18 protein-coding genes are annotated in these 15,228 nt (G+C 70.2%); 6 read left to right on the plus strand and 12 right to left on the minus strand.

The genetic code is table 11. The features are described from left to right. Positions 1 to 39 precede the first annotated feature (39 nt). Genes OG735_RS19660 through OG735_RS19670 form a run of 3 tightly spaced genes read right to left on the minus strand, consistent with a single transcriptional unit; the run spans position 40 to position 2,530 of the window. Positions 40 to 960, minus strand: coding sequence for a hypothetical protein (locus OG735_RS19660; RefSeq protein ID WP_327324503.1), 921 nt, complete (start codon positions 958 to 960; stop codon positions 40 to 42). Further along, on the minus strand, positions 957 to 1,748 hold the full coding sequence (locus OG735_RS19665; RefSeq protein WP_327324504.1) for a hypothetical protein: 792 nt from the start codon (positions 1,746 to 1,748) through the stop codon (positions 957 to 959). The genes OG735_RS19660 and OG735_RS19665 overlap by 4 nt, the downstream gene beginning before the upstream one ends. Then, positions 1,745 to 2,530 carry a hypothetical protein gene (locus OG735_RS19670; protein ID WP_327324505.1) on the minus strand — a complete coding sequence of 262 codons (786 nt, stop codon included), beginning with the start codon at positions 2,528 to 2,530 and terminating at the stop codon, positions 1,745 to 1,747. Before OG735_RS19670 ends, OG735_RS19665 begins: the two co-directional genes overlap by 4 nt. A gap of 59 nt (positions 2,531 to 2,589) precedes the next feature. Between OG735_RS19670 and OG735_RS19675 the strand changes: the two genes are divergently transcribed. Further along, positions 2,590 to 2,952: a DsrE family protein gene (locus OG735_RS19675; RefSeq protein ID WP_327324506.1), complete on the plus strand. Its 363-nt coding sequence runs from the start codon at positions 2,590 to 2,592 to the stop codon at positions 2,950 to 2,952. Positions 2,953 to 2,999: 47 nt separating this feature from the next. On the opposite strand, the gene OG735_RS19680 is transcribed toward OG735_RS19675, so the two are convergent. The 8 genes from OG735_RS19680 to OG735_RS19710 form a co-directional block, all read right to left on the minus strand. Next, positions 3,000 to 3,263 (minus strand): DUF3099 domain-containing protein, encoded by a 264-nt coding sequence (locus OG735_RS19680; protein WP_327324507.1) that lies wholly within the window; start codon positions 3,261 to 3,263, stop codon positions 3,000 to 3,002. Between the two features lie 103 nt (positions 3,264 to 3,366). Next, positions 3,367 to 3,654, minus strand: a complete 288-nt coding sequence (locus OG735_RS19685; RefSeq protein ID WP_018101653.1) for a DUF1416 domain-containing protein — start codon at positions 3,652 to 3,654, stop codon at positions 3,367 to 3,369. Positions 3,655 to 3,686: 32 nt separating this feature from the next. Then, positions 3,687 to 4,532, minus strand: coding sequence for a sulfurtransferase (locus OG735_RS19690; RefSeq protein WP_327324508.1), 846 nt, complete (start codon positions 4,530 to 4,532; stop codon positions 3,687 to 3,689). 139 nt (positions 4,533 to 4,671) lie between these two features. Continuing rightward, positions 4,672 to 4,752 carry a putative leader peptide gene (locus tag OG735_RS41985; RefSeq protein ID WP_350310325.1) on the minus strand — a complete coding sequence of 27 codons (81 nt, stop codon included), beginning with the start codon at positions 4,750 to 4,752 and terminating at the stop codon, positions 4,672 to 4,674. A 278-nt stretch (positions 4,753 to 5,030) separates the two neighbouring features. Then, complete coding sequence (locus OG735_RS19695; protein WP_327324509.1) at positions 5,031 to 5,780, minus strand: LmeA family phospholipid-binding protein; 750 nt, start codon at positions 5,778 to 5,780, stop codon at positions 5,031 to 5,033. A gap of 121 nt (positions 5,781 to 5,901) precedes the next feature. Further along, positions 5,902 to 7,014: a hypothetical protein gene (locus tag OG735_RS19700; protein WP_327324510.1), complete on the minus strand. Its 1,113-nt coding sequence runs from the start codon at positions 7,012 to 7,014 to the stop codon at positions 5,902 to 5,904. Positions 7,015 to 7,024: 10 nt separating this feature from the next. Next, entirely contained in the window at positions 7,025 to 7,279 is a 255-nt protein-coding gene (locus tag OG735_RS19705; RefSeq protein ID WP_327324511.1) for a MoaD/ThiS family protein, read from the minus strand. 33 nt (positions 7,280 to 7,312) lie between these two features. After that, entirely contained in the window at positions 7,313 to 8,128 is an 816-nt protein-coding gene (locus OG735_RS19710) for an alpha/beta hydrolase family protein (protein WP_327324512.1), read from the minus strand. A gap of 219 nt (positions 8,129 to 8,347) precedes the next feature. Between OG735_RS19710 and OG735_RS19715 the strand changes: the two genes are divergently transcribed. From OG735_RS19715 to OG735_RS19735, 5 genes are all read left to right on the plus strand, one after another. Further along, on the plus strand, positions 8,348 to 9,163 hold the full coding sequence (locus tag OG735_RS19715) for a response regulator transcription factor (protein WP_327324513.1): 816 nt from the start codon (positions 8,348 to 8,350) through the stop codon (positions 9,161 to 9,163). A 24-nt stretch (positions 9,164 to 9,187) separates the two neighbouring features. Continuing rightward, positions 9,188 to 10,210 (plus strand): LacI family DNA-binding transcriptional regulator, encoded by a 1,023-nt coding sequence (locus OG735_RS19720; RefSeq protein WP_327324514.1) that lies wholly within the window; start codon positions 9,188 to 9,190, stop codon positions 10,208 to 10,210. A gap of 813 nt (positions 10,211 to 11,023) precedes the next feature. Continuing rightward, entirely contained in the window at positions 11,024 to 12,115 is a 1,092-nt protein-coding gene (locus OG735_RS19725) for a S1C family serine protease (protein ID WP_327324515.1), read from the plus strand. Between the two features lie 20 nt (positions 12,116 to 12,135). After that, positions 12,136 to 12,858 (plus strand): response regulator transcription factor, encoded by a 723-nt coding sequence (locus OG735_RS19730; RefSeq protein WP_327324516.1) that lies wholly within the window; start codon positions 12,136 to 12,138, stop codon positions 12,856 to 12,858. Next, positions 12,855 to 14,258: a sensor histidine kinase gene (locus OG735_RS19735; RefSeq protein WP_327324517.1), complete on the plus strand. Its 1,404-nt coding sequence runs from the start codon at positions 12,855 to 12,857 to the stop codon at positions 14,256 to 14,258. The genes OG735_RS19730 and OG735_RS19735 overlap by 4 nt, the downstream gene beginning before the upstream one ends. Positions 14,259 to 14,262: 4 nt before the next feature. Here OG735_RS19735 and OG735_RS19740 read toward each other — a convergent pair whose 3' ends face one another. Beyond that, complete coding sequence (locus OG735_RS19740; RefSeq protein ID WP_327324518.1) at positions 14,263 to 15,129, minus strand: phosphatidylinositol-specific phospholipase C; 867 nt, start codon at positions 15,127 to 15,129, stop codon at positions 14,263 to 14,265. Positions 15,130 to 15,228: the final 99 nt, after the last annotated feature.

Genomic DNA, 15,228 nt, shown 5'->3' on the forward strand with positions numbered 1-15,228 from the left:
CCCAGCCTAGTGGGTGGGACTACGGGCATCTCTGCGAGGTCAGCCAAGCAGCTGATTCTGCAGGACCACCGTCTGGTGGAAGGGGACGGCCAAGGCCTTGCCCTTCCGGGACTGGATGATCAGCGCCACCGTGTCGCCCGCGGTGATGTATGCGTGCCGGACATGCACCGACCCCGGTTGTGACTCGTCGTACACATAGCGTTCGGTGGAGGGGACGACCGCCTGGGACGGGTACGTCTCGTCGACCGGAGCGACCTGGTCCACCCCGTTCAGCTGTGCGACCGCCTCCGGCTCCCCGCCCAGATGCTCCGAGAAGAACTCGTCGGCGAACGTGGCCGAGTGGAAGCGCAGCAGATAGATCCGGGTGCTGGTGGAGTCGGCCGTGGTCCAGCCATGCGCCACGACGTGCCGCAGCCCGCCGTCGGCGAGGTCCTGGCCCAGGTTCTCCCGCAGGCCCTCGGGGAATTCACCGAGGAACCTGCCGACCGGCACCCGCTGCCCCTGGCCCTGGAGCTTCTTGTCGGGCCGCGCGCCCGCGGGCGCCGGGAGCAGCAGCGCGCTCAGGTCCGCGTAGTGGACGTGCCCCGGGTTCGTCCGGTCGAACGGATCCACCGCACCGGCCGGCAACACCGGCTTCTCCAGCTCCGGATACGCCCAGCGGCCGTCGCTCCGGGTGGAGAGCCCGGGAACATCGGTGCGCCGCTGCTCCGTGATGCCGTATGCGACGGCCACACCGAACGAGGCGAAGGCCAGTACTGCCGCCGAGGAGCGCAGCGCGGTCCGCAGGCGGCGTCGGCAAGACGGGACAGCAGGCGCCGGATCCTCCGGCGGGAAGCCGCCCTCGGCCTGTGACGCGATCAGATGCACCTCGTGCACGTCGTGCAGCTCCTGTACGTCGTGCACGTTGTGCAGGTCCTGTACGTCGTGCACCTCGGGTGCCGTATGCGTTTCGTCGGTCACACGGACTCCCCAGGAGATTTCAGACGGTCCAGCTGAAGCCGCAGGAGCTCGGCGGCCGCCGCGGTGTCCAGCGGCTTGGGGCCGTACGCGGTCACATTCACCAGCACGTCGCCCTCGTAGGCGCTGCAGAACATCGCGTCGAAGTTTTTCGATGCGCTCTTGGGCAGCAGGAAGCACTTGGCGTTCTTGAAGTCGGGGACCGCCGGTCCCTTGCGGAAGATGCCGAGCGCGTCCGCGACCTCGGACTGGAACCGAGCCAGCTTCCGGCCGTCCTTGGCATTGTCGATCTGCGCGAGCTGCATCTCGACGATCAGGTGATGGTCGACGGACACATAGCTGCGCATCGCGAGGCCCTGCAACCGCAGCTTGTCGATCGCCTTGCTGCGCGCCTTGCGCTGGGCGGACGGCAGGCTGCGCGTGCCCTCCTTGAACGTGACGATCGCCTGCTTCCTGCCGAGGACCGTGTTGTTGCCCACGCCGTCGACGTCCGGCCCCAGCTCGTACGCGTACGGCACCGGCGGCAGCTTGGCGGCAAGCCCCATGGGCTCGGCCGCCGGGTTCTCCGGCCGCTGCGGGGGCTCGGCCCAGACGACGGTGGGCGCGGTGCGGTCGGCGTTGCCGAGCCGGTCGAGCGCGAGGACACCGAGGCCGGCGACGGCCGCGAGGGCGAGAACTCCCGACATCGCGACGACCGTCCTGCGGTTCGGGCGACGCGGCTCCTTGAGCGTGCCGAGGATCTCGGGGACGGGCGCCCGGAACTCCGGGGTGGTGGTCGGCTGATCACTCACAGGCGCCCCAGTTGCTGCTCGGCAAGGGCCGTCACGGCCTTCTCGGAGACCTTGCGAGTGTTGTTGATGTACCAGATCTCCATGGCGACATCGCCGCGGTAGGCGATGGCCCGGGCCTGGTACAACGGCTCATAGCCGGCTTCGCGATGCGGCTCGTTGTAGACGTAGACCCGTCCGTTGCCACTGCCGGCGATCAGTTCGCCGGCGTTTCCGGCGAACTCCTGTCGGGGCATATAGGCCTGCTGGCCCCGGGCCCACTCGGCGGCCGCGGTCCTGGTCTCGTCCCGGAACTGGAGCAGGTTGACCGTGACGAAGACCTCGCCGCGCTGCTCCCAGGTGGTCGTCGCGATCCGGCGGATCTCGGACTCGACCAGGTCGGTGAACGACTCGTCGGGCTCGTTGTAGCCGTCGGCGAAGGACATGACGCTCGTCCAGCCCTCGGACATCGCCTTGCTCGCTTGCGCGCCCTTCGGCTTTTTGACCAGCAACTTGCGCAGATCGCCGTCCGTCTTGTGTCGGCGGTTCGCGCTGATGGTCAGCGGTGTGGTGTCCGGTCCCGCCGGGACCGTCTTCGGTGTCCGCAGCTCCGGCTGGGACAGCGGCGACAGCGGCGTCGGCCGGCGGTCGTACTGCACGGCATAGCCGGTGACCGTGCCGGCGAGCACGCCCAGCACGGCGGCCCCGGCGACGATCAGCGCCGTCCGGCCCCATCGGTGCGGAGCCGGTGCCTCGGGGACATCGTGCTCACCCCGAGGTTTCTCGTGGTCCTCCTGTATTTGCACACCCAGCAGACCAACGATGGCGGAACGAGGTTGTGGCCACGACCATTACAGTTCGGTACATGGCGAAGAAGCTCGTGATCAAGGTGACCGCCGGGGCCGATGCGCCCGAGCGCTGCTCGCAGGCCTTCACGGTGGCGGCCGTCGCCGCGGCCAGCGGTGTGGAGGTCTCGCTCTGGCTGACCGGTGAGTCCGCGTGGTTCGCGCTGCCGGGGCGCGCGGCCGAGTTCGAACTGCCGCATGCGGCGCCGCTGCCGGATCTGATCGAGTCGATCCAGGCGGCCGGGCAGATCACGCTCTGCACGCAGTGCGCGGTCCGTCGGGACATCGCGGAGAAGGATGTGCTCGACGGCGTACGGATCGCGGGCGCGCAGGTCTTCGTCAGCGAGATCATGCCGGACGACGTTCAGGCGCTCGTCTACTGACGTCCAGGCGCTCGTCTACTAGGGGACTCGCCCGTCAGCTGCACGGCTTACTGCGACCGGCGCTTCTTGCCGTCCAGCTCGTCCCACCACTCGTCGGACTTCGGGTCCCCTGACGGGTCGTCCCACCAGCGGTCCTCGGGGCCGCGCGCGTTGGCGAACATCGCGGCGAGCGGCGGGATGACCATGGCGACGACGCACATGCCGACGGCGACGGGGATCGACCAGAGACGCACGACGGCCCACGCGGAGACGAAGAGGAAGACGCATCCGCCCATCAGCAGGAAGTAACCACGCCGGCGTCGCGCGTACATACCTCCAGCGTACGACCGGCGACGCGGACGACCGAAGGGCCGCACCCCGATCAGGAAGCGTCCAACCCCCTGGGGTGCGGCCCTTCGGCCAGTACGTGATGAATCAGACCGCGATCGCGACCTCGGCGAGGCCACCGGTCTGCGCGACGACCGTACGGTCCGCCGTGCCACCCGGGACGAGCGCGCGCACCGTCCACGTGCCCTCGGCCGCGTAGAAGCGGAACTGTCCGGTCGCCGAGGTCGGGACCTCGGCGGTGAATTCGCCCGTCGAGTCCAGCAGGCGGACGTATCCGGTGACGGGCTCGCCGTCACGCGTCACGCTGCCCTGGATGGTCGTCTCACCGGGCTTGATCGTCGAAGCGTCGGGGCCGCCGGCCTTTGCTCCACACATAGGGTCGTCCTTCGGGGGTCGGGAGGAGGGGTTTACTTGCCGGCGCCGAGCTCGATCGGCACGCCGACCAAGGAGCCGTACTCGGTCCACGAGCCGTCGTAGTTCTTGACGTTGGGCTGGTCGAGCAGCTCGTGCAGCACGAACCAGGTGAGCGAGGAACGCTCACCGATGCGGCACAGGGCGATGGTGTCCTTCGCGAGGTCGACGTCCTCGTCCTCGTAGAGCGCCTTGAGCTCGTCGTCGGACTTGAAGGTGCCGTCGTCGTTGGCGTTCTTCGACCACGGAATGTTGCGGGAGGTCGGGATGTGGCCCGCCTTCTGCGACTGTTCCTGCGGGAGGTGGGCCGGGGCGAGGAGCTTGCCCGAGAACTCGTCGGGCGAGCGGACGTCGACCAGGTTCAGCTTGCCGATCGAGGCGATGACCTCGTCGCGGAAGGCGCGGATCGAGGTGTCCTGGGGCTTGGCCTTGTACTCGGTGGCCGGGCGGCTGGGGACCTCGGAGCCGTCGACCAGGTCGCGGGAGTCGAGCTCCCACTTCTTGCGGCCGCCGTCGAGGAGCTTGACGCTGTCGTGACCGTAGAGCTTGAAGTACCAGTAGGCGTACGAGGCGAACCAGTTGTTGTTGCCGCCGTAGAGAACGACGGTGTCGTCGTTGGCGATGCCCTTCGCCGACAGGAGCTTGTCGAAGCCCTCCTGGTCGACGAAGTCGCGGCGGACCGGGTCCTGGAGGTCGCTCTTCCAGTCGATCCGTACGGCGTTCTTGATGTGGTTCTTGTCGTACGCGGAGGTGTCCTCGTCGACCTCGACGATGACGACCTTCGGGTCCTCGATGTGGGCCTCGACCCAGTCGGCGTCTACCAGGACGTCGCTGCGGCTCATGCTCTTTCTCCTCCGGGGCAGTGTGCGGCGGGTGGTGCGAAGAGGGGTGCGCGGGTACGCGGAACGAACGGCGTACGTACACGGGGGTGGCCCTGACAACGGTCAAAGGGCCCGGGGGATACGGGAGCCGGGCTCCCGCTCAGAAAGTGCGACAGAGCATGGCGGCGACGCGGCACAGGTCTACTGCCCGCCGCTTCGTGAGGTCCGCCTGTCGCTTCATGGGTCCGATCGTAGGGACGAATCCGCCGCGATGTCACCGGTGTGTCGAATACTGAGACGCGATCATCCACTATGCGGGACGAGTGCCCCGTGGCCGGTCTCCGCCCGGCCGACACGGCCGTGTGCGCGCTCATTCCTTCTACCCACCGGACACGGCCGTCTCACCATGCGGCCGGGGAGACGAGCGGACGGCGAATCCTGCCCCTCCCCGCCCCTTCCCGTTTCTCTCCTCAAGCGCCGGCGGGCCGCCTTTCAGCAAGCCCCGGACGGGCTGAATTCTCAGCCCGCCAGCGACACGTTCCTGCCCGTGCCCGAGAACTGCAGTCCGCCGTCCGCCGCCCGGACCTTGTCCAGCTTGATGCTCGACGGCATCCCGGCGATCTTCAGGTCGTAGTCGATGGCCTTGCGGAGCTTCTCGTCGAAGCCCGGCACCGGCAGCTTCGGCAGCGACTCGGCCCGCAGCTGGACCGTGTCGCCGCCCTTGAGCACGACGGTGCTGTACGTGGTGACCATGCGGCCCGCGAGCAGGCCCTTGAAGGCGCCCGGCACCCGGATGCCGGCTCCGTCGAGCAGGTCGGTGAGCGGTCCCGTGACCTTGACCTGGCCCTTGGCTGCCCGGTCGGCGCCGGCGTAGGTGACGGTGGCGCCCTTGGGCGCGGCCTTCGTCAGATCGGCGTAGGAGATCCGGGCGGAACCGTCGGCCCGGTCGGCGACGGCGGAGGAGAAGGAGCTGTCGATCTTCACGTTGCGCAGCTCGGCCTTGACCTCGGTGACATTGACCGAGTGGCCGCCCGCGGTGGCGGTGATGCCGGCGAGGCTGACGTCGACCTCGTCGAGTTCCTTGCCCATGACCTGGGTGAGGAAGGGGAAGCCCTTGATGGAGATCTCCGGCGTCGAGCTCAGCCCCTGGTTGCTCTTGATCTTGTCGGCTGCCTCCGACTCGGCCAGGTTCACGGCGATCCGGTCCGCGGCGACGAAGATGCCGCCGAGGATCACGGCGATGATCAGCAGTATTCGCAGTGCGCGCATTGCTCGGTGTCCCCCACCTTGGTCTGTCCGGCCCCCCGTGACGCCCGCGAGCCTAAACGAATCCGGACGACGACCTCTGTCCAATGATCGACGAGTGACGCCCGTCATTGGTTCCTGGGGGTCACACGAGCGCGCGGCCGATCAGATAGACCGCAGGGGCAGCGGCGGTCAGCGGCAGGGCCACGCCCGCCGTCATATGGACGAAGCGGGACGGGTAGTCGTAGCTCGCCACCCGCAGGCCGACCAGCGCGCAGACACCCGCGGCGAGACCCAGCAGCGCACCCGCGGAGCCGATGTCGGTCAGACCGCCGGCCGCGATGCCCGCACCGGCCGCGGCCAGCAGCGACAGGACGACGGAGGCGAGGCCGGGCAGCGGCAGCGCGCGGACCAGGACGGCCACGGCGACCGCGATCCCGCCCACCACCACGGCGTCGTCCGCGGCCGCGAGATGCCCGGCCGCGAGGATCGTCAGCGCGGCCGACGCGACGGTCGCCATCAGTCCGTACATCCGCTCGTCGGCGTCCGCGTGGCTGCGCAGCTGCAGCACGAGGGTGAGCAGCACCCAGACACCGAGCGTGCCGATGATCGCGGCGGGCGCGTTCTCCCGGCCGACGCCGAGCAGTACGGCGTCGGCGGCGAGGCCGCCCGCGAAGGCGAGCGCGATGCCCTGCCGGGCGGGCCACATGCCGTTGAGCCGGAACCATCCGGCCGCGGTGACGGCCTGCAGCAGCACGAGCGGTACGAGCAGAGCGTACGAGCCGATGGCCGCGCCGCCGGCGAGCAGCAGTCCGAGGACGGCGGTCAGCCCGGCGGGCTGCATGCCCGGCGCGATGATCGGCGAACGGCCCTCGGCGCGGGCGCGCTGGGCGTCGGTGATCCGGGCGTTCCCGACGGTGGTGGGGGCGCTGTACCCGGCACTGCCGGTCGCGGCGGCGCCTGTCGCAGCCAGGCCGACGGCTGCGGTCGGCGGCTCGTACGCGGCGGGCGCCGGCTCCGGCGCCGGTGCCGGTGCCTCGGGCGGCAGGGGGTACGCGCCCTGCGGCGGCAGATACACGGCGTCGGCCGCGGCGGCGGACTGCGCGGGCCGCACGGTCGGCTGGTACTGCGTGTCCCAGGTCTCGGCCTCCCACGTCTGTGCCGCGCCTGGGTCGTGGAACGGCTGCTGGTAGGGCTGCTGATACGGCTCCTGGTACGGCTGCTGCTGTTCGTACGGATACTGCTGATCGCTGCTCATGTTGTGCGGTTCACCCTCCTGCGAACGGCGGGAGCACCTCGACCGTGCCGCCCTCGGCAAGCCGTACGGTCTCATGGCCGCGGGTCCCGACGGGGGCACCGTCGACGAGGAACGAACACCGTTGCAGTACCCGCGTCAGCTCACCGGGGTGCCGTTCGCGCACCGCGGTCAGCGCCTCCGCGAGCGTTCCCGCGGCGTACGGCTCCTCCGCGATGCCGGCCGCCGCCTTGGCCGCGGCCCAGTAGCGGATGGTTCCCGCTGCCATGTCGGCACTCCTTTCGTCGGCTTCCATGATGGGCTACTCGCCGGCCAGCCAGTCCGCGAGGCGGCCGAGCAGCACCTCGTCCGCGGCGTTCTCGGCGTGGCCCATGCCCGGCTCCAGCCACAGCTCGGCCTGCCCCTCGCCGGCTGCGGCGGCGAGCATGCGCGGATGGTCCAGCGGGAAGTACGGGTCGCGGTCGCCGTGCACGATCAACAGCGGCGTCGGGGCGATCAGCGGCACGGACTCGACCGGGGAGAGCGGTACGGGATTCCACTCCTCGGGGTGGATACGGGTGCCGAGGCCGAAGCGGCCGACGACACGGCCGAGCGGCCTGCTGACCACCCAGTGCAGCCGCCGCATCGGGGCCGTACCCCGGTAGTACCAGCGCGCGGGGGCGCTGACGGCGGCGACCGCGTCGGTATGCGCTTCTTTGCGCCCCCCGTGCATCGCGGCGTGCCGGAGCACCACCGAGCCGCCCATCGAGAAACCGACGGTCACCACACGCGTATGACCGAAGGAACGTGCCCACTCGACCGCCGCCGCGAGATCCAGCACCTCACGGTCGCCGACCGTGGAGCGGCCGCCCGAGCCGCCGTGCCCGCGGAAAGAGAAAGTGACCACGGCAGCACGCTGCGCGAACACCTGTGCAGCGCGCCGCACGGCGGGCCGGTCCACGGACCCCGTGAAGCCGTGTGCGACGACAATCGCGGTGGCGGCGGAACCGGCCGTACACGGCTCGTACACCGCCTCGATACATACCCCGTCGTCCGTGCGGAGCATCGTCCTGAGGGGTGCCGGCGTGAGCGAGGAAACAATTGATCTGCGGAAGGGACCCTCTACCACGGAGCTCATGTGGGCTATTCTGCTGGGAAGAGGATCCGGGCAACGAAGCCCCCGGATCCTTTTGTGTTTTCTGCCCGTTGTTACAGGCAGGTGAACGGCGGGCCCCAGGGCGCGGGGGCCGCCACGTGAAGCAGTGCCGCAACGTCCTCGCAGGGACCGAGGAGGAACCGACGTTATGGGCCAGCGAACCGTGCACGACCGTAGGACGATCCGGGCAGGTGGGGCGCGATGAGCTCACTTCTGCTTCTGACCAATGCCCTCCAGCCGTCGACGGAGGTGCTCCCCGCCCTCGGACTGCTGCTGCACAACGTGCGGGTCGCCCCCGCCGAAGGCCCGGCTCTCGTCGACACCCCGGGTGCCGACATCATCCTGATCGACGGCCGCCGCGACCTGCCACAGGTGCGGTCGCTGTGCCAGCTGCTGCGGTCCACCGGACCCGGCTGCCCGCTGATCCTCGTCGTGACGGAGGGCGGTCTCGCGGCCGTCACCGCGGACTGGGGCATCGACGACGTACTGCTGGACACGGCTGGTCCGGCCGAGGTCGAGGCCCGGCTGCGGCTCGCGATGGGCCGCCAGCAGATCACCTCGGACGACAGCCCGATGGAGATCCGCAACGGTGATCTGTCGGTCGACGAGGCGACGTACAGCGCGAAGCTGAAGGGGCGGGTCCTGGACCTGACCTTCAAGGAGTTCGAGCTGCTCAAGTACCTCGCGCAGCACCCTGGGCGGGTCTTCACCCGGGCCCAGCTGCTCCAGGAGGTCTGGGGCTACGACTACTTCGGCGGTACGCGGACGGTCGACGTCCACGTACGGCGGCTGCGCGCGAAGCTCGGCCCGGAGCACGAGTCTCTGATCGGGACCGTACGCAACGTCGGCTACCGCTTTGTCACGCCGGAGAAGGTCGAACGCGCGGCCGAGGAAGCGAAGGCGAAGGCGGCGGCGCAGACCGCGGCGGAGGCCGCGGCACGGGCGGCGGACTCCGTCGCTCGTACGGAGGACACGGCCGAGCCGCAGGAAGCGGGCGTACGCCCTGCCCAGAGGTAGGTCACCCCGCGTAGACTGCCGCGCGTGGCCAAGGTGACGCGGGACGATGTGGCACGACTGGCGGGGACTTCGACCGCGGTCGTCAGCTACGTCATCAACAACGGACCCCGGCCGGTCGCCCCGGCCACGCGCGAGCGGGTACTCGCAGCGATCAAGGAGCTGGGGTACCGGCCCGATCGGGTTGCCCAGGCGATGGCCTCGCGGCGGACCGACCTGATAGGCATGATCGTGCCGGACGCGCGGCAGCCGTTCTTCGCGGAGATGGCGCACGCGGTCGAACAGGCCGCGGCGGACCGCGGAAAAATGGTGCTCGTCGGCAACTCCGACTACCGCGACGAGCGCGAGGTCCACTATCTGCGGGCCTTCCTCGGGATGCGGGTCTCCGGGCTGATCCTGGTCAGCCAGGGCCCGAGCGAACGGGCGGCCGCGGAGATCGAGGCGTGGGACGCGCGGGTGGTGCTGCTGCACGAGCGCCCGGAGGCCATCGACGACGTGGCCGTCGTCACGGACGACATCGGCGGCGCGCAGCTGGCGACACGGCATCTGCTGGAGCACGGGCACCCGTACGTCGCCTGCCTCGGCGGCGTCGAGTCGACCCCGGCGGTCGGCGACCCGGTGGCGGACCACGTCGAGGGCTGGCGCCGGGCCATGCTGGAGTCGGGCCGGTCGGTGGAGGGACGGCTGTTCCAGGCGCCGTACAACCGCTACGACGCGTATCAGGTGGCGTTGAAGCTACTGGCGGGCCCGGAGAGGCCGCCGGCGATCTTCTGCTCGACGGACGACCAGGCGTTCGGTGTGCTGCGGGCGGCCCGGGAGCTGCGGATAGATGTGCCGGGCGAGCTGGCGGTGGCGGGCTTCGACGACGTCAAGGAGGCGGCGCTGACGGACCCGCCGCTGACGACGATCTCCTCGGACCGCCCGGCGATGGCGCGGGCGGCGGTGGATCTGGTGCTGGACGACGGGTTGCGGGTGGCGGGTTCTCGCCGGGAACGGGTGAAGCAGTTCCCGTCGGGCTTGGTGATCCGCCGATCCTGCGGCTGCGGGTAGCCTCCGGCGGGCGACGGGTTCATGTGGCCCGGGCCCGTGCCTCCGGCGGGGTGCGGGTTGCCTCCGGCGGGGTACGGGGTCTTGTTGCCCGGGCCCGGGGGTTCTTGTGGCCCGGGCCCAGGGTCGTCCGGTCTTGTCGGGTGCGGGCTCCGGTGCCCCTCCGGGCTCGACTCCTCGGGGTCGGCGGCGTACAGGGCCTTGGTGCGTGACCCCGGTCTTGCCGCCAATCCCCCCACGGTTCGCCGGTGGAAACCACCCACTGAAGAGCAACCACCAACGCCCCCGGCCCACCCTGACCACATGACCGGGCAACTGACGGGGACGACACTGCACGGCACCTCCCCACCCGTACGACACGAGTGCGGCCCGCCGCGGGGGTACAGCAGTCCGCCGGAGGAAACCACCCACCGGACAGCAACCACCAACGCCCCCGGCCCACGCTCACCACATGACCGAGCAACTGAGGAAACCACCCACCGGACAGCAACCACCAACGCCCCCGGCCCACCCCGACCACATGACCGAGCAACTGACGGGGACGACACTGCACGGCACCTCCCCACCCGAACGACACGAGTGCGGCCCGCCGCGGGGGTACAGCAGTCCGCCGGAGGAAACCACCCACCGGACAGCAACCACCAACGCCCCCGGCCCACGCTCACCACATGACCGAGCAACTGAGGAAACCACCCACCGAAGAGCAACCACCAACGCCCCCGGCCCACCTCAACCACAAGACCGAGCAACTGGTTCTGTCAGGCTTCTCAGGGCCTCCTCAGCCCGCTCTCATCTACGCGCCCGACAGTCATTGCCATGACGGACTACTACCGCCGCAGCGGCGACGAGGGCCAGCAGCAGCCGTACACCACCGGCGGATCCCCCCCGCCTCCTACCCATGAGCCCACCCCGCCCGTCACCGTATGGCCCGGAGACGGCGGCGCCGGGTATCAGCCGCCGGGCGGCGTCGTGCAGGCCGGTCCCGGCGGGGGGCCCGCGCACCGGGCCAGGGCCAAGCGGCCCGTCGCGCTCATCGCCGCCGTTGCCATCGTCGCCGCGGCCATCGGCGGCGGCGCGTCCGTCCTGGTCCAGCGGCTCACCGACAACGGCACCGGCAGCAGCGGCACCGGCGTGACGGGCACCAATGTGTCGCAGAGCAGCACCGGCACCGTCGCCGGCGTCGCGCAGGCCGTGTCGCCGAGCATCGTCGAGATCAGCGCGACCTCCTCCGCCGGGCAGTCCACCGGTTCCGGCGTGATCATCACCGGCGACGGCGAGATCATCACCAACAACCACGTCGTCTCCGGGGCCGACTCCGTCAAGGTGCGGCTCAGCAGCGGCAAGACGTACACCGCCAAGGTCGTCGGCACCGACCCGGACAAGGATCTGGCTCTGATCAAGCTGGCGGGCGCTGGGGGTACCTCCCAGGCCGAAGGCTCTGGGGGAGGCCTGAAGGCGGCGGCACTCGGCGACTCCAGCAAGGTCAAGGTCGGCGACGAGGTCGTCGCCATCGGCTCGCCCGAGGGCCTGACCGGCACCGTGACCAGCGGAATCGTCTCCGCGCTCAACCGTGATGTCACCGTCGCGAAGCAGCAGGACCAAGGTCAGCAGCAACAGCAGCCGGGCGGCGGCTGGCCCTTCGAGTTCGGCGGGCAGCAGTTCAACGGCGACACGGGCTCGTCGAAGACGACGTACAAGGCCCTCCAGACGGACGCCTCCCTCAACCCCGGCAACTCCGGCGGCGCCCTCATCAACATGAACGGCGAGATAATCGGTATCAACTCCGCGATGTACTCGCCCAGTTCGGGCTCCGGCTCCACCGCGGGCAGCGTCGGCCTCGGCTTCGCCATCCCCGTCGACACGGTCAAGGCCGACCTGGACGACCTGCGCTCCGGCGGCAGCAGCTGAGCGCATGCGAGGCTGATGCCATGACGACCTCCCGTGAAGGCGACCGCATCCTCATCGTCGACGACGAACCCGCCGTCCGTGAGGCGCTCCAGCGGTCTCTCGCCTTCGAGGGGTACGGGACCGAGGTCGCCGTCGACGGTGTCGACGCCCTCGCGCGGGCGGAGGCGTACGCGCCCGATCTGATCGTGCTCGACATCCAGATGCCCCGGATGGACGGACTGACCGCGGCCCGTCGGCTGCGCGCCGCCGGATCGACGACGCCGATCCTGATGCTGACCGCGCGGGACACGGTCGGCGACCGGGTGACGGGGCTGGACGCGGGGGCCGACGACTATCTGGTCAAGCCGTTCGAGCTGGACGAGCTGTTTGCCCGGGTGCGGGCGCTGCTGCGGCGCAGTTCGTACGCGACGGCCGGGAGCGCCGCCACCGACGACGATGTGCTGGCCTTCGCCGATCTGCGGATGGACCTGGTGACCCGCGAGGTCATGCGCGGCACACGCCGGGTGGAGCTGACGCGTACGGAGTTCACGCTCCTGGAGATGTTCCTCGCGCACCCGCGTCAGGTGCTCACCCGGGAACAGATCCTCAAGGCCGTGTGGGGCTTCGACTTCGAGCCCAGTTCGAATTCGCTGGATGTGTATGTGATGTATCTGCGTCGCAAGACGGAGGCGGCCGGCGAGCCGCGGCTGGTCCACACGGTGCGTGGCGTGGGCTACGCGCTGCGGTCGGGCGGCGCGGAGTGATCAGAAGGTTCCGTACGCTGCCGCTGCGGTCCCGGCTGGCGCTGCTGGTGGCGTTGGCGGTCGCGGTGGCGGTCGCGGCGGTGTCCGTCGCCTGCTGGCTGCTGACCAGCTCCCAGCTGCGCGCCGAACTCGACACCTCTCTGCGGAACACCGGCGCTCCGGAAGGCACGGTGCAGCAGGCCCTGATCGCCTGTCGCACCCCGCGGAACGAGACCGTCGACGCTCACGCCTCGGGGTTCGCGTACATCCAGATCGTCGGGGCGCGCGGGGACCGCTGTGTCGCGCCGGACTCGCAGCCGGTGAAGGTCCAGGCTGCGGACGTCGCCGTCGCGGCGGGCACCAGGACCGACACACTGCACGAAGGCGTCACCGACAGGGGTGCCGCGGTACGCGTCCGCACCACCCTGGTTCCTCTCGGCCCGCAGTGGGGCACCGTCGCCGTGTCGGTCTCGCGTCCGCTGGCGGAGATCGAAGCGTCGCTGAACCGGCTCGCGCTGCTGCTCACCGTCCTCGCGGGGATCGGCGTGCTCGGCGCGGGCGCCGCCGGTCTCTGGGTCGCGCGGGCCGGCCTCAAGCCCGTCGACCAGCTCACCGAAACTGTCGAGCATGTCGCCCGTACCGAGGATCTGACCGTGCGTATCCCGGTCGAGGGCGAGGACGAGATCGCCCGGCTGTCCCGGTCCTTCAACTCCATGACCGCCGCGCTCGCCTCCTCGCGGGACCGGCAGGCGCAGCTGATCGCGGACGCCGGGCACGAGCTGCGTACGCCGCTGACCTCGCTGCGTACGAATATCGAGCTGCTGGCGCGCAGCGAGGAGACGGGCCGGGCGCTCCCGCCCGCGGACCGTACGGCGCTGATGGCCTCGGTCACGGCGCAGATGACCGAACTGGCCGTGCTCATCGGTGACTTGCAGGAGCTGTCCCGGCCTGACGCCGTCCACCCCGAGCCGCTGAAGGTCGTCGCGATGCACGAGATCGCCGAGGCCGCGCTGGAGCGGGCCCGGCTGCGCGGCCCCGAGCTGACCTTCACGGCGGAGCTGGCGCCCTGGTACGTACGGGCGGAGCCGGCCGCGCTGCAGCGGGCGGTGGTCAATGTCCTGGACAACGCGGTGAAGTTCTCGCCGCCGGGCGGGACGGTCGAGGTGGCTCTCAGCGGCGGTGAGCTGACGGTACGGGACCACGGTCCCGGTATCCCCGCCGATGAACTCCCGTATGTCTTCGAGCGGTTCTGGCGCTCGCCGTCCGCGCGTGCGCTGCCGGGATCGGGGCTCGGGCTGTCGATCGTGGCCCGTACGGTCCAGCAGTCGGGCGGCGAGGTCGCGCTCGTTCCGGCGGCGGGCGGCGGAACGCGCGCGGTGATCCGGTTGCCGGGGGCGGCGACCCCGCCGCCTGCCGCCTAGCCGGTCAGTTGTGCCGGATGAGTGAATCGACCAGGCCCGATCGGGTGTTGGGGAAGTCGAGCGGCACGATGCCGAGCCCCTTCCACCCACTCGCCTCGGAGCCGTCGATGAAGGAGTGAACCCTCGGGTTGAGGTTGTCGGAGTTCCAGCGCGGCGGCAGATACGCGGAGGTGCTGACAAAGTTGATGTACAGCTTGCCGGGCTGCTGGGCCGCCTTGCGGAAGTGCGCCTCGGTCTTGGGGTACTTGGCGTTCGGCGCGGCGTTCCAGTCGTCCTGGATGTCGAAGAGGTTCCCGTCGCCGTAGCGGACGCCGGGCAGTCCGCCGTTGTCGCCGAGCAGCACGACCTTGCCGCGTGCCTGGCCCAGCGTCGGCAGCCCGTCGCCGATGCGGAACAGCGAGCGCCAGCCCTTGCCGTCCAGATACAGGTCGAAGACCCGACGGAAGGCGGCGTCGCTCTCCTGCGAGTACTCCTGCTTGACGCGCATCAGGACCGTCTCGGAGGGGTGGGCGGCGAGGAAGTCCCGGCAGGCGATGAGCACATCGCCGAACATCAGATTCTGGTAGAACGCCCCGTGGTGGATGGCGAAGGAGTCGCCGGTGACCCGGCACCGTACGTCCAGGAAGCGGATACCGCTGTTCAACTGGTCGGCGACGGTGGTGTTCTGGCACTCCGTCCAGAGGCCGCCGAAGCGTGCGCCAGAGTCATGGGTGCCGGGGATCGTCAGCCGCGCCAGGGCGGTCGAGTCGCCGGCGCCCGCCATCCAGTCCTGCGCGGACAGAGTGCGCCGCGGCGCGGCGAACGCCGGTGCGCCGATGAGGGCGGTCGCGGAGACGGCTGCCGCACCCGCGAGAAAGCTCCGTCGGTCCATGGTCCGGCATTATGGCGGGGTCACGTCAAGAATGAACAGGGTCGCGCACCCGTCGGTCGGGAGTGGCCGAATCCCGCCTCAGAGGTCCGCCACGCTCCC

Source organism: Streptomyces sp. NBC_01210 (assembly GCF_036010325.1).
Classification (GTDB): domain Bacteria; phylum Actinomycetota; class Actinomycetes; order Streptomycetales; family Streptomycetaceae; genus Streptomyces.

Excerpts from the sequence above, each read along its gene's own strand:
- OG735_RS19705 (WP_327324511.1), bottom strand. The coding sequence starts at position 7,279 with ATGGCAGCGGGAACCATCCGCTACTGGGCCGCGGCCAAGGCGGCGGCC.
- OG735_RS19695 (WP_327324509.1), bottom strand. The coding sequence starts at position 5,780 with ATGCGCGCACTGCGAATACTGCTGATCATCGCCGTGATCCTCGGCGGC.
- OG735_RS41985 (WP_350310325.1), bottom strand. The coding sequence starts at position 4,752 with ATGAAGCGACAGGCGGACCTCACGAAGCGGCGGGCAGTAGACCTGTGC.
- OG735_RS19725 (WP_327324515.1), top strand. The coding sequence starts at position 11,024 with ATGACGGACTACTACCGCCGCAGCGGCGACGAGGGCCAGCAGCAGCCG.
- OG735_RS19710 (WP_327324512.1), bottom strand. The coding sequence starts at position 8,128 with ATGAGCTCCGTGGTAGAGGGTCCCTTCCGCAGATCAATTGTTTCCTCG.
- OG735_RS19700 (WP_327324510.1), bottom strand. The coding sequence starts at position 7,014 with ATGAGCAGCGATCAGCAGTATCCGTACGAACAGCAGCAGCCGTACCAG.
- OG735_RS19690 (WP_327324508.1), bottom strand. The coding sequence starts at position 4,532 with ATGAGCCGCAGCGACGTCCTGGTAGACGCCGACTGGGTCGAGGCCCAC.
- OG735_RS19730 (WP_327324516.1), top strand. The coding sequence starts at position 12,136 with ATGACGACCTCCCGTGAAGGCGACCGCATCCTCATCGTCGACGACGAA.
- OG735_RS19740 (WP_327324518.1), bottom strand. The coding sequence starts at position 15,129 with ATGGACCGACGGAGCTTTCTCGCGGGTGCGGCAGCCGTCTCCGCGACC.
- OG735_RS19680 (WP_327324507.1), bottom strand. The coding sequence starts at position 3,263 with ATGTACGCGCGACGCCGGCGTGGTTACTTCCTGCTGATGGGCGGATGC.
- OG735_RS19675 (WP_327324506.1), top strand. The coding sequence starts at position 2,590 with ATGGCGAAGAAGCTCGTGATCAAGGTGACCGCCGGGGCCGATGCGCCC.
- OG735_RS19715 (WP_327324513.1), top strand. The coding sequence starts at position 8,348 with ATGAGCTCACTTCTGCTTCTGACCAATGCCCTCCAGCCGTCGACGGAG.
- OG735_RS19685 (WP_018101653.1), bottom strand. The coding sequence starts at position 3,654 with ATGTGTGGAGCAAAGGCCGGCGGCCCCGACGCTTCGACGATCAAGCCC.